The organism is Nocardia salmonicida, from assembly GCF_036142455.1.
Lineage (GTDB): Bacteria > Actinomycetota > Actinomycetes > Mycobacteriales > Mycobacteriaceae > Nocardia > Nocardia salmonicida.
On record NZ_CP108014.1, the window covers coordinates 5514913 to 5527487 of the forward strand.

Below are 12575 nucleotides of genomic sequence, written 5' to 3' on the forward strand. Positions count from 1 at the left end.
CGTGAGAATTATTCGATCCGCCGTCCTCGCCGCGTTCGTGCTGCTGCTCGCACCGGCCTTCGCGCACGCCGACCCGCCGCCGATCTTCACCCAGGAAGAGCAGTGCGAGACCACGCGCACCCTGGTCGACAATGTCCGCGCCGCGAAACCCGATGCGACGCCGGAAGAGATCGCGAACGCGTTCGTCGAGTACATGGACTCCCTTGGCGCCTACAACCGCGTCCCGCAGGCCAAGGAATCCGATCGCCAGATCACGCTGAGCAACATCGAACGCTGCGGTTCGGCCTAGGCGCCGAACCGACGTCGACCCCGCGCGCAGCGGGGTCGACGTCGCGCGATCAGTCGCCGAGGAGCCGAACCCCCGCCGGGTGGACTTTGCGCCAGTGTTCGGCGATGTCGATACGGCGGGTTGTCCACACCCGTTCGTGCGATTGGACATGGTCGAGGAACCGCTCGAGGGCGGCGGTGCGGGCGGGACGGCCCGCGATGCGGCAGTGCAGGCCAATCGACAACATCTTCGGGGCGCCTTGCGCCCCTTCGCGGTAGAGCACGTCGAAGGCGTCGCGCAGGTGGGCGTAGAACTCGTCGCCGTTGGCGAAGCCGGCCGGGGAAGAGAAGCGCATGTCGTTGGTGTCGAGGGTGTACGGCACCACGAGATGGTTCTGCCCGCGCACCTCCGTCCAGTAGGGGAGGTCGTCGGCGTAGGAATCGGAGTCGTAGACGAAACCGCCCTGTTCGACGACCAATTCGCGGGTGTTCGGGGAGTCGCGGCCGGTGTACCAGCCGAGGGGGGCCGCACCGGTGAGGTCGGTGAGGACACGGACCGCTTCGGCCATGTCGGCGCGTTCGCTCTCGCGATCGATCAGCTGATAGGACTTCCATCGCAGTCCGTGGCAGGCGATCTCGTGGCCGAGTTCGGAAAAGGCCGCTACCGCTTCGGGATTGCGCTGCATCGCCTGCGCCACGGCGAAGACGGTGAGCGGTAGGCCGCGCCGTTCGAAGGCGCGCAGCACCCGCCACAACCCGGCGCGCGAGCCGTATTCGTAGAGCGATTCCATGCTCATGTGCCGGTTCGGAAAAGCATCGGCGGGCGTCATCTCGGAGAGAAAGGTCTCCGAATGCGGCGAACCGTCGAGGACGTTGTTCTCCCCGCCCTCTTCGTAATTCAGCACGAATTGCACCGCGATCACCGCGCCGTCGGGCCACTGCGGGTCGGGCGGATTCGGTCCGTATCCGACGAAATCGCGAAGCTCGTTCATGCGCTGAGCTCTCCGTAGAGGCGCAGCCGGGCCAGGCCGCCGTCGGGATAGATGTCGAGTCGTACCTCCACTACCGAGGCCGCCGCGAGGGCGAGCGCGAAGCGATGCCGGGTGTCGGGGAGCAGGTCGGTGCGCGGCAGGAGTTCGACTTCTGTTCCGTCACTGGTCAATCCGGTGAGCGACGCGGAGCCGGGGCTGTTTCCCAGGAAGCAGGAGGTGTCGATCTCGGCGAGACGGATCGCGCCGGGGCCCGCCAATTTGATGCGCACCCAGTCGTTTCCGTCGTCGCGGCGACGCGCTGTCTCCCAGCCGTCGCCCATCTCCCTGGCCAGGCCGGGGTAGAGCATCTGGTTCGGCGAACTGTAGAAGCGGTTCGAGCAGTCGAGCACGAGGGCGCCGTTTTCCAGCGCGGCGAGGTCGAGCGGGCCGAGGCCGAGGAGCGCGGTATCGGGGCGACCTTCGCCGTGCACGCGAAGGCGGGCCACGCCGCCATCGGGATGCATGGTGAGTTTCACATGGGTCCACCGGTTCTCGTCGTCGACGGCGAACGGATTGCGGCTGTCGCCACCGACCTTCACGCGGTCGAGCAGGGTCACCCAGTCGGTGCGGGCGGCGATCTCCTCGGCGGGCGGATAGCCCTCGATCGCCAGCGCCGACAGCGACACCTCGGGCGGAAAATTACCCTTGAACCAGGCGGTGTCCACCACCACGCCGCGGATCACGCCGGGCACGCCCAGGCGCACGACGGCCGAATCGTCACCGGGTCTGCCGCGATGCCTGCGGGTCTCCCAGCCGTCGTAGACCTGACCTTTGTGCCCGAATGTCGCCGGCTGGTATTCCGACGGACCTGGGCTGACGAGGTTCTCCTTCTCCGCGAAGAATTCGTCGTTCGCCCAGATCACCGAACCGCCAAGGGTGCGGACAGCCAGATCCGGGAGCAGGGTGAAATCGTCGCTGCCGTCGACTCGGCTCACGGGTGCCTCCTCATGTCGGGTTCGATATTACTGGTATACCGCTATTTGTGGTGGGTGGCTCACGTCGTACGCACGCGCCGAGCGGCGAGGTCGAGCAGAACATCGCCGGTCAGGTCCGGGGCCTTCGCGAGTAGTTCGGCCTCGGTGAACGCCCCGGCCCGCAGGCCACGCAGCACGGTGCTTGCCAGGGCTTCGGCGGTAGCGGGCTCGTCCAGCACGCCACCGCCGCGCCGGTCCAGATAGGCGATCAGGCGCGGCACCGCCACCTCGGCCGCGCTACGGAAGAAGTCGTAGGTGGCGAGCCAGCGGGTGATCAGGTGGCCGGGGTGCATGTCCCAGCCCTGGTAGTAGCCGCGACGCAGCGCCCGGTCGACCAGGCGGTGGTGGTTGGCCATGGCGCCCTCGGGATCGACGTCGGGGACGATCTGGGTGGAGCCGTCGCAGATCCACACCCCCGTCTGCGCGGCGGCGGTCTGCATCACCGACTTGGCGTAGTCGGCGGCGGGATGGTCGAGGGCCTGATCGGTGGCCGCGATGCCGCAGGCGGCGGTATAGTCGTAGGTACCGAAATGCAGTGCGCTACAGCGTCCGTCGGCCAGCTGGATCATCTTGACGATGGGCGCGGTGCCGTCGGGGGCGATGATCGCCTGCGGGCTCTCGATCTGCAGTTCGAACCGCAGCGACCGTTCGGGCAGGCCGTGTCCACGCTCGAGCCCGGTGCACAGATCGACGATCGCCGACACCTGTTCCGCGGCGCGGATCTTCGGCACCGTGAACACGAAGCCGGGCAGCGCGCCACCCGCCCCGTCGAGGACCAGTTCGAGGGTCCGCAACGCGCGCCGACGTTCGTTCGCCGCCAGCCCCTTCATCCGAACTCCGAAGGAGACAGGGGCACCGGGCTTTTCGGCCCACGCCGCCAACGCCTCCCCCGCGACCTTCGCCGCCGCGTCCTCTTCCTCGTCGGTTCGGAACCCGTAACCGTCCTCGAAGTCGATGCGCATGTCCTGCACCGGCCGGTCCGCGAGTCGGCGGCGCACGGCAGGCAGCGAGCCGGTGACATCGAGGCCGACGAGGAAGTCGGCGTGGCGATGCAGCAACTCCGAGGCGGTAGCACCCCACTCGGCGGGGGTCTGCGCGGTGGCGCGGTCGGCGGGAACGTAGGCGGTGTGCACGGGCTGGACCCGGTCACCAGCCCCGGGGTAGCGCACGCGCAGTTCCGCGTCGACGGAGTCGAGAACGGAGTCGATGCGGGCTCGAATATGTTCGGGCAGGCGAGTATTCACCCGGCGGTTCCTTCCTTGATGGCCCGCCACACCCGGTCGGCGGTCATCGGTAATCGGTCCGGGCGGACACCGATGGCGTCGCGGATCGCGTTCGCCAGGGCCGGGGCCACCGGGTTGTAGGGGGACTCACTCATCGATTTGGCGCCCAGCGGGCCCAACTCGTCACTCGTTTCGGCGAAATAGACCTCCGTGCGTGGCAGATCGGCGAACTGTGGAACGTGATAGTGGCGCAGCGTCCTGGTGGTCACCACACCGTATTCCGACCGCATGTCCTCGTAGAGCGCGGTACCGAGTGCCTGCGCGACCCCGCCTTCCACCTGCCCCCGCAGCTGCACCGGGTTGAGTACGGTGCCCGCGTCGGCCACCTGGATCGATTGCAGAATCCGTACCGCGCCGGTCGAGGGCTGGACCGCCACCCGGAACGCGTGCACATTGAAACTCACCGAGCGCGGGGTACCCGCATGGGTGCCGTGGGCGATCAGCTCCCCGTCGGCGAGCAGTTGGGCCGCGGTGATCAGCTCGTCGCCGCAGCGCACGCCGCCCGCTTCGAGCAGGCAGTCGCGTTCGGGGTGGCCGCTCACCTTCGCTGCCCTCGCCAACATCATCGCGTGTAGTTCGAGCGCCGCCGCGTAGGAGGCTTTGCCCGCGACCATGGTGCCGGTGGAGCCGAACGCACCGGTGTCATGGCCGACCACGTCGGTGTCGGACTGGCGGATGACGATCCGCTCGGCGGCGGTGGCCAGTGCCGTAGCCGCGAGCTGGGCGTGGACGGTCGTGGTTCCGTTGCCGAATTCCGCCGTGCCGACGCCTATTTCGTAGCGACCATCGGCGAGCACGCTCGCCGTGGCATCGGCGTGGTGTCCGCGCGGAGGTACCGTCGCGATCATGGCCACGGCCATCCCCTCACCCACCTGCCAGTGCCGACCGGGCGCCGCGACACCGTTGCCGCGACGTAGCGCCTGTTGAGCGGTGTCGAGACATTGGTCGAGACCGTAACTGCCGAATGTCAGGTCCGACTCGTCGATTTCGGCGGCGGTGAATTGATCGCCCGGAATCACCACATTGCGACGGCGAAATTCGAACGGGTCGATGCCGAGTTCGCGGGCCAGTTCGTCGATCGCCGATTCGATGCCGAAGATCACCTGGCCGAGCCCGTACCCGCGGAACGCGCCGGAGGGAACGTTGTTGGTGTACACCGCTTGCGCGTCGACCCGCTTGTTCGGGCAGCGGTAGACAGCCACGGATTCGCCGACCGAATGGAACATCACGCCCGCGCTGTGATTGCCGTAGGCGCCCGCGTCGGCGAGGACGTCCACCGAGAGCGCGGTCAGCACCCCCGCCGCGTCGGCTGCCGCGGTGACCGCGACGCGCATCGGGTGACGGCATGTGGCAGAGGTGAATTCGTCGGTGCGGGTGAACTCGTATTGCACGGGATGCCCGGTGCGCAGCACAGCCAGCGCGATGAGATCCTCGGCCAGCATCTCCTGCTTCGCCCCGAATCCGCCGCCCACGCGAGTCGCGAACACCCGCACGCGATCTCGATCCAGCCCGAACAGGTGGCACAGTTCGTCGCGCACCAGGAACGGCACCTGGGTGCTCGAGCGGACGACGAGCCTTCCCGCGTCGTCGAGCCAGCCGATTCCACCATGGGTCTCCAGGTGAACATGTTGCACGCGAGGTGAATTCCACACGCCGCTCACCACTGTGGCGGCCTGCTCGATGCCTGCATCGAAATCACCCACACCACCGCGGATCTCGGCGATCAGATTGCGCTGCGCGTCGGCGATCCGCGCCGAGTCCGGCTTGTCGGCATGCAGCAACGGTGCGCCATCGGCCAACGCCGCCTCGGGCTCGAAGACCGCGGGCAGCACCTCGTACTCCACGCGCAGCGCTCGCACCCCCGCGCGTGCGGCGTCCAGGGTCTCCCCCACCACCGCGGCCACCCGCTGCCCCGCGAACCGGACCGTGCTGTCGAGCACGAAGGTGTCGTCCGGATCGTCCTCGCGCAGTTCGTGACGAGCCGTGGAGAACGCGGTCCGCGGTCCATCCACATGCGTCAACACCGTGTGCACACCCGGCACCGCCCGCGCCGCGGCCACGTCGATGGAGACGATCCGCGCATGCGCGTGCGGACTGGCCAGCACAGCCAGATGCCAGGGAGCCACCGGCGGCATCTGCTCCCCCGCCCCCGGCACCACGTCCATCGTGAACGCCTCCGCACCCCGCACGATCCGCGCCCCCGCGGGCGCCCCCACCCCGTCCCCGATCTGCCCCGGCCGATGCTTCCGCCGCATCACCCCGCCGACCCGCGCCTCCACTACCGACACGGCGGACACCCCGACCTGCGGCCCTTCTTCGGCCGAGACCGCGGTGACCTCGCCGGCCAGATGGCCGCCCACATAAGACTCGACACCAGGCCCCTCCGCAACGATCGGCCCAGCCGATCGCGCCACCTCGTCATCTCGCGGCCGCACGTCCTCAGCAGGCGAATGAGCTGACCGACCGTCATCGCTGCTGCGACCGGCACCCGCCCGCTCCGAGACTCCATCGGTAACGCCGTGCGAGGCCGACGAACTACTGTCGAATCGGTCAGCGGTCGACTCACGACCGCCCTCCCCTGTGCACAACGAGCCGGATTCTCCCGAACGGCGCTGCGCCGAGTCGGCTTCGGTATTTGTGCACAGTGATGCACAGGGTGCGGCCAAAGCGTCGGCGATGGCGCGGTAACCCGTGCAGCGGCACAGGTTTCCCTTCAACAGCTCGGCGCGTTCGGCGTCGGTGATTGCCTGAGCAGCAGAGTTGTCCACAGGTGTGTCGGGCCGAACGGCGGCCAGACCCGACGCCGTCACCACCATTCCAGCGGTGCAGAAACCACATTGGAACCCGGCGTTCGCCACGAAGCTGCGCTGCACGGAGTTCGGCCCGTCCGTATCGCCGAGTCCCGCGGCGGTCGTCACCGCGCGGTCGGCGGCGCGGTGTGCCGGGATCAGACAGGAGTGGACGGGTTCGCCGTCGAGCAGCACCGAGCAGGCGCCACAGTCGCCGGAGTCGCAGCCCTTCTTGACCGCCAGCTCACCGTGTTCGCGCAGCACCGTGCGCAGACACTGGCCTGGCCGCGCGCTCACTTCGACCGCACGGCCGTCGATCTCGAGCCTCATGAACCACCTCCGTGTTCCGTACGACGCAGCCATCTGAACTCACGACGTCTCCCCGAGTTCGGCGGCGACCTCGGTGACCAGCAGCCCGGTCACGTGCTCGCGCCAGTCCGGCGCACCGTGCGGGTCGTCGAACCACACGTCGTCGCCCAGTTCGGCCAGCGCTTCGGTCAGATCGGATCGCGTAGGGACGGAATCGAAGTCGAGGACGATCGGTCGCACGGTCGCCGCGGTGACGGTGATCGCGCAGCGGTCGTCGGCCTCGCGTCTGCCCATCACCACCGATCCGGAACGCCCGAGCGGAGCCAGGGCGATCTTGCGAAAGCTGGTGCGCGCCAACAGACTCGAAGTGGGCACCAGAAAGGAGCGCACGACGGCGCCCGAGGCCAGCAGATTCTCGCCGGGCCCGGTGACGAAGTCGCGCAGGCTGATTCGACGCTCGCCGCCGCCACGCGGCCAGATCACCGCCGTGGCATCCAAGGCGACGAGCGCGCCGAGCACCGCGCCGGCGGGCAGCGACAGGCACACATTCCCGCCGACTGTCGCGGTGCGCCAGATCTTGTGTGAGGCCAGCAGCGCCCGGCAGGACTGCGCGAACAGCGCCGTCCCCGGCCACTCCGGCCGCAGCACCGGGGTGCCGAGTTCGCGGCCGGGCCCGGCGCCGGCGAACTCCGCCAGCGTGCAGGTCGCGGCGATCTCCAGACCTTGCGCGCGGTCCGTGAGCGGAGCCCAGCCGAGGGTGGTGATGTCGACCAGCCGGTCGAGATGATCGTGCGGCTCGGAGAAAAGAAAGGTGCCGCCCGCCAGCACCGCGCTACCCGCGCCGACCTGGGCCAGATCGGCGCGCTCGCGGGCGAGAACAACCTCGGAAACAGTATCCAGATCCACGTTCACCTCGCTTGCCTCACCGGCCACAGTAGGGGCCGCGAGTTGCCACGATGTTGCACGAAACCCGCGCCAGATTGCGCCGCGGTTAACCCGGTGTACGCCATCCAGTGTGCGCCGATCCGAGCAAAACCGCAGTTCAGCACGCCGTCGCCGACGAGTACCGCCCACAACCGAGACCTTGCGCCCGTCACGCACCGGCCAGCAACGTGGCTTGCGCCTTGGCCACCTCGGCGCCGACCGACATCTCGTCCACGGTCAGCACCACATCGTCGCGAACAACCTCGCGCCCGTTCACCACCAGCGCGGCCAACGGCGGCGCCGACCCGAGCACCAGCGCGACAACAGGGTCCTCGATGCCCGCGTGAGCGGGGGTATCGAGCCGCCACAGCGCCAGATCCGCCAGCTTGCCCGGTTCTATGGAGCCGATCTCCTCGGCGCGTCCGAGCACGCGCGCGCCGCCCATGGTCGCCAATTCCAACGCGGTTCGCACCGTCATCGCCCGTGGCCCGCCGACCGCCCGCGCGTACAGCAGCGCGTTGCGCGGCTCCTCGATCATCGAACTCGACTCGTTGCTGGCCGCACCGTCGACCCCGAGCCCCACGGGCACACCGGCCGCCACCAGGTCGGCGGTCCGCGCGATCCCGGCGCCCAGCCGGCCGTTCGACGTCGGGCAGTGCGCGATCCCGGTCCCGGTCCTGGCCATCGCCGCGATCGCCGGGTCGTCGAGATGCACGGCGTGGGCGTACCAGACGTCCTCGCCGAGCCAGCCGAGCCGCTCCATGTACTCGGCGGGCGTGCACCCGAACTTCTCCAGGCAGAACTGCTGCTCGTCGAGGGTTTCGGCGAGGTGCGTGTGCAGCCGAACTCCCGCCGAACGCGCCAGCGCCGCGGACTCGCGCATGAGATCGGCGGTCACCGAGAACGGCGAGCAGGGAGCCAGCGCGATCCGCACCATCGCGTCGAAGGACGGGTCGTGCCAGTCCTCGACGGCCGCGGCACTCGCGGCGAGGATGTCGTCGATCGACTCCACCACCGAGTCCGGCGGCAGCCCGCCGCTGCTCTGTCCGAGATCCATCGACCCGCGCGCCGGGTGGAACCGCAGCCCCACCTCGGCGGCCGCTCCGATTTCCGCGGCGAGCAGATCGCCGCCGCCACGCGGGAACACGTAATGGTGATCCGACGACGTCGTGCAGCCACTACGCGCCAGCGAGACCAGCGCGCCGGTGGCCGCGGTCCGCACCGATTTCTCGTCGATCCGCGCCCACACCGGATACAGCGTGGTCAGCCACTCGAACAGCGTGTTGTCGGCGGCCAGCCCGCGGGTGATCCACTGGTAGAGGTGGTGATGGGTGTTGACCAGACCGGGCGTGAGTACACAGCCGCGCCCGTCGATCCGCGCGACCTCGGGACCGAATTCCGGCGGCATACCCTCGCCGACGGCATCGATCCTGTTGCCACGCACGGTGACCCAGCCGTGGCGGTACTCGGTGCCCGCCGCGTCGACGGTCACCACCGCGCATCCGTGGATCAGCAGATCGGGCGCGCTCACGGCTGCCACGCGATCCCCGCGTCGGGCGCGTCCGCGCGCGCCAGGGTGGCGTGGATCGAGCCGTACGGCCGGTCGGCCGCCCAGAAGACCTCACCCTTGTTCTCGATCTCGAACTGCGCAAGGTCGTAGTCGAAGTGGTGCTTGTTCGGCGCCGACAACCGGATCTCTGCGAGCATCGGAAAACGTTCCAGCGCGGCCGTTCCCATCGCGTACAGGGTCTGCTGCAACGCCTTGGAATACGTGGTCGCGAACAGTTCGAGCAGCGTGGCGCGAATCCCGGCGTACACCTGGTCCCAGTCGACTCCACCGATTTCGGCGAACCGCCACTGGACCACCAGCGAACTGGCCAGCACACGATCATGGGTCGGCGCGAGGGTCGTGTACTCGTCGGTGAGGAAGTCGGCGAACTCCGAGCCGGTCGACTTGAGCAGCACCAGGTCCTTGATCCCGCCGATCACCCAGGTCTGTTGCTCGGCGCCGGTGCCCGCCACCGTCACCGCGGCCGTGCGTACCTCGGGCCCCTGCCGCACCCACGTGTGATCGTGTTCGGCACCATCGATCGAGACCCGTTGCCAGCCATAGGAGTCCACGTCGATCCGCGCACTCGACACCGGCTCCACCGCATCGACGAAATGCTTCGCCAGCGCGATCGCGTAGTCCTCGATGGTGTCGAGGCCGGGCTTCTTCGCGTAGATGAAGGCGGTGTGCTTCTGGGTGTCGGTGGGCAGAACGTGACGCTGGTCACCGTCGGTGTATGCCGCCTCGAAATCGCCCCGCAGGGCGGTGGAGACGTTCACGTCGCGAATCTCGTGGCGCGCGTTCTCTTTGTAGAAACGCACAACCCGATTCTCGGCCTTGCCATATCGATGATCGGTCAACACGATCGGACCATTCAGTGCCATCTCAGCTCCCTCGGTAGGTGGAATAGGCGAACGGCGACAGCAGCAGCGGCACATGCAGGTGCGGCTGATCACCCACCGTGAACGCGACGCAGACTTCCGGATAGAAGGTCTCGCTACCCTGCGCCGCGAAATAGCTGCCGGTGTCGAAGAAGAGGCGGTAGTCGCCCGGATTGAGCCCGGCCGCAAGCTCTTTCACCCGACCGTCGGCATCGGTGAGCGCTTCGGTGAGCCGCTGCTCCTCGCGCAGGAGCCACACGGCCACACCCGCCGCGGGCGCCCCGCGCACGGCATCGAGGACGTGGGTGCTCAGGCTCGTCATGACACCACCAGTCCCGCCAGTCGCAGCCGGTTGATCTTCGACAGTTCTGTTCGCATGACCTGCCTTTCGGTCGACGGATCGTTGTCCAAGCGCGCCCGCAACACCGCGAGCAGCTCCTCGCCGCTGCGGCCCGCGGCGCAGACCAGATAGATGTGGCCGAACTTCGCCTCGTAGGCGCGATTGCCCTCGGCCAGCGCCGAGCGCACGTCCTGGCCGGTCACGCCGGACTGTTCGCGCGCCGACGCCGCCGAGGTCGGGCGGTCGCCGATGCGTGGGTGACCAGCCAGCGCCTCGTCGATGTCGGCGTCATCGAGCGAGGCCGACGCCGCGTCGGCGGCCGCCGTCAGCGATTCCGTGGTCGCGTAGGGACGGGCAGCCGCGACAGCCCGTGCCCAGCGCGGCGCAGAGCAACAGGCAAGCAATGCCTCTTCGGCAGTCTCCGCAGGTAGATCGTTGAAACCCGCGAGGCTCAACCCTTGGCTCGTCATCGATCCAGCATCGCGCGATCCCCGCCCCGTCGCCACCGATGTGCAGTCCATCACGTCGGCGTGTCGTCGTCGCCGCGCTCCCCTGCCGTAATCGAGCGGCAACATTGCGTCATTACCTTCGCTCACATGCCCCCACTCGCCCCTTCCGCGAACCCGTCGTGCACGGGCATCGTCCTCGCGGCGGGTGCGGGCACGCGATACGGCAAACCCAAGGCACTCGCCGAGAACGGCGCCTGGTTGCGCTCGGCGATCACCGCCCTGCGCGACGGTGGTTGCGATCCGGTGATCGTCGCGCTCGGCGCGACCGGACCCGATCCGGGCGCCGCCGGACTGCCCGCCGACACCGAGTGGCGGTGGGTAGCCGACTGGGCCACCGGACTCTCCGCGACGGTGCGCGCGGGCTTGCGCGCCGCCCTCGAAAAGGACACTCGTTATGTGGCGTTCTTGCCCGTCGATACCCCCGATATCGGGGCCGATGTAGTCGCCAGAGTGCTCGCCGCGGCGCGTTCGAGCCAGAGCGGACTTGCCCGTGCTGTGTTCAACAACACACCTGGTCACCCCGTTGTGATCGAGAACAAGCACTGGGAAGCCATTTCGGAGGTAACGGCAGGCGATGTCGGGGCCGGTTCCTATTTGGGCGGTCGACAGGATATGGTGTGCGTCACGTGCGACGACTTGGCGACAGGGACCGATCGCGATTTCCCGGAAGTCGGCGCACGGTGATCGGAGTTGTGAGATATGCGCGATATCGTCGATGACCTTCTGCGAGTGTGGCATTCGGGCCGTACGGGTGGCCTCGCCACCGTGGTCCGTACTATCGGCACCAATTCCCTGCCCATCGGATCTTCGATGCTCGTCACGCCGAACGGTGGCGTCTTCGGATCCATTGCCTCCGGCCGGCTGGAAGAGACCGTGTATGACGCGGCTCTGGAAGCGGGTCGCACCGGCGTCCGGCAACTGCGCCGCTACAGCATGCTCACCGGGATGGAATCGAGCGCCGACGACGGCACGCTCGTCGATATTTTCGTAGAACCGTTCTCCTGCCGCGATTTTCCCGAATTCCCCTCCATTGCCGCTGATATCCAAGCCCATCGCCGGGTCACCGTGTTCACCGTGGTCTGGAATCAGGATCCCGATGTCATCGGTCAGCATCTGGTCACCGACCGCAAGCACGCGACCGAACTCGTCGCGCTGCCCGAGTCGGATCTGTTCGTCGCCTCGTACTGCCCGCCGCCGCGCCTGATCATCTTCGGCGCCAACGCCTATGCGGCCACCCTCGTCGCGCAGGCGCGGATGATCGGCTACCGGGTGAGCATCTGCGACTCGCGCCCCGAGTTCGCCGACCCGGCCTCGTTCCCCGGCGCCGAAGTGGTCGTCGACTGGCCGCACCGCTACCTCAACACCCTCTCGGCCGCGGGCGAGGTCGACAGCAGCACCGCGATCGTCGTGCTCGCCAACGAGCCGCGCTTCGAGATCCCGCTGCTCACCGTCGCCTTACGACTACCCGAGCTCGGATACCTGGCCGCCCTCGGCACCCCGGCCGACCAGGCCCGCCGCCTCGACGACCTGCGGGCCGGCGGCTTCGACGAGCCGACCCTGTCCCGCGTGCACGTGCCCGCGGGCCTGGAGACCGGCCCGCGCACCCCCGCCGAGACCGCCGTCTTCATCACCGCGGACTTCCTCGCCTCCCGTGCGGGTCTGCGCCTCGCGGCCCAGCGCGACTACGTCTCGACCGCCGCTGTGGGCATGGCGATTTGA

The 12575-nt window shown here is 68.4% G+C and carries 12 protein-coding genes; 3 read left to right on the forward strand and 9 right to left on the reverse strand.

The window, feature by feature from the left end:
* The first annotated feature begins 1 nt into the window (after position 1).
* Positions 2-289, forward strand: a complete 288-nt coding sequence (locus OHS03_RS25795) for a hypothetical protein (protein WP_328657647.1) — start codon at positions 2-4, stop codon at positions 287-289.
* A 49-nt stretch (positions 290-338) separates the two neighbouring features.
* On the opposite strand, the gene puuE is transcribed toward OHS03_RS25795, so the two are convergent.
* From puuE to uraD, 9 genes are all read right to left on the reverse strand, one after another.
* Positions 339-1259, reverse strand: coding sequence for an allantoinase PuuE (gene puuE, locus OHS03_RS25800; RefSeq protein ID WP_328657649.1), 921 nt, complete (start codon positions 1257-1259; stop codon positions 339-341).
* Positions 1256-2233, reverse strand: a complete 978-nt coding sequence (alc, locus tag OHS03_RS25805) for an allantoicase (protein ID WP_056814632.1) — start codon at positions 2231-2233, stop codon at positions 1256-1258. Before alc ends, puuE begins: the two co-directional genes overlap by 4 nt.
* Before the next feature lie 59 nt (positions 2234-2292).
* On the reverse strand, positions 2293-3516 hold the full coding sequence (locus OHS03_RS25810) for a DUF6986 family protein (RefSeq protein WP_328657651.1): 1224 nt from the start codon (positions 3514-3516) through the stop codon (positions 2293-2295).
* Positions 3513-6674, reverse strand: a complete 3162-nt coding sequence (locus OHS03_RS25815; protein ID WP_328657652.1) for a molybdopterin-dependent oxidoreductase — start codon at positions 6672-6674, stop codon at positions 3513-3515. The genes OHS03_RS25810 and OHS03_RS25815 overlap by 4 nt, the downstream gene beginning before the upstream one ends.
* A 39-nt stretch (positions 6675-6713) precedes the next feature.
* The gene (locus tag OHS03_RS25820) at positions 6714-7559 is read right to left on the reverse strand and encodes an FAD binding domain-containing protein (RefSeq protein WP_328657655.1); all 846 of its coding nucleotides are present in this window, start codon (positions 7557-7559) and stop codon (positions 6714-6716) included.
* A gap of 187 nt (positions 7560-7746) precedes the next feature.
* The gene (locus OHS03_RS25825) at positions 7747-9117 is read right to left on the reverse strand and encodes an 8-oxoguanine deaminase (protein ID WP_328657657.1); all 1371 of its coding nucleotides are present in this window, start codon (positions 9115-9117) and stop codon (positions 7747-7749) included.
* Positions 9105-10010 (reverse strand): factor-independent urate hydroxylase, encoded by a 906-nt coding sequence (gene pucL / locus OHS03_RS25830; protein WP_328657658.1) that lies wholly within the window; start codon positions 10008-10010, stop codon positions 9105-9107. Before pucL ends, OHS03_RS25825 begins: the two co-directional genes overlap by 13 nt.
* 1 nt (position 10011) lies before the next feature.
* Positions 10012-10329, reverse strand: coding sequence for a hydroxyisourate hydrolase (gene uraH / locus OHS03_RS25835; protein ID WP_328657660.1), 318 nt, complete (start codon positions 10327-10329; stop codon positions 10012-10014).
* A complete protein-coding gene (gene uraD, locus OHS03_RS25840) occupies positions 10326-10817 on the reverse strand; it encodes a 2-oxo-4-hydroxy-4-carboxy-5-ureidoimidazoline decarboxylase (protein WP_328657662.1) in 492 nt (163 codons plus the stop codon). The genes uraH and uraD overlap by 4 nt, the downstream gene beginning before the upstream one ends.
* Positions 10818-10943: 126 nt before the next feature.
* Here uraD and OHS03_RS25845 point away from each other — a divergent pair, with 126 nt between their 5' ends.
* Both OHS03_RS25845 and OHS03_RS25850 read left to right on the forward strand, forming a co-directional pair.
* The gene (locus OHS03_RS25845) at positions 10944-11540 is read left to right on the forward strand and encodes a nucleotidyltransferase family protein (RefSeq protein WP_328657664.1); all 597 of its coding nucleotides are present in this window, start codon (positions 10944-10946) and stop codon (positions 11538-11540) included.
* 15 nt (positions 11541-11555) lie between these two features.
* Positions 11556-12575: an XdhC family protein gene (locus OHS03_RS25850; protein ID WP_056814656.1), complete on the forward strand. Its 1020-nt coding sequence runs from the start codon at positions 11556-11558 to the stop codon at positions 12573-12575.

Excerpts from the sequence above, each read along its gene's own strand:
- OHS03_RS25850 (WP_056814656.1), top strand. The coding sequence starts at position 11,556 with ATGCGCGATATCGTCGATGACCTTCTGCGAGTGTGGCATTCGGGCCGT.
- uraD (WP_328657662.1), bottom strand. The coding sequence starts at position 10,817 with ATGACGAGCCAAGGGTTGAGCCTCGCGGGTTTCAACGATCTACCTGCG.
- OHS03_RS25845 (WP_328657664.1), top strand. The coding sequence starts at position 10,944 with ATGCCCCCACTCGCCCCTTCCGCGAACCCGTCGTGCACGGGCATCGTC.
- puuE (WP_328657649.1), bottom strand. The coding sequence starts at position 1,259 with ATGAACGAGCTTCGCGATTTCGTCGGATACGGACCGAATCCGCCCGAC.
- uraH (WP_328657660.1), bottom strand. The coding sequence starts at position 10,329 with ATGACGAGCCTGAGCACCCACGTCCTCGATGCCGTGCGCGGGGCGCCC.
- pucL (WP_328657658.1), bottom strand. The coding sequence starts at position 10,010 with ATGGCACTGAATGGTCCGATCGTGTTGACCGATCATCGATATGGCAAG.
- OHS03_RS25815 (WP_328657652.1), bottom strand. The coding sequence starts at position 6,674 with ATGAGGCTCGAGATCGACGGCCGTGCGGTCGAAGTGAGCGCGCGGCCA.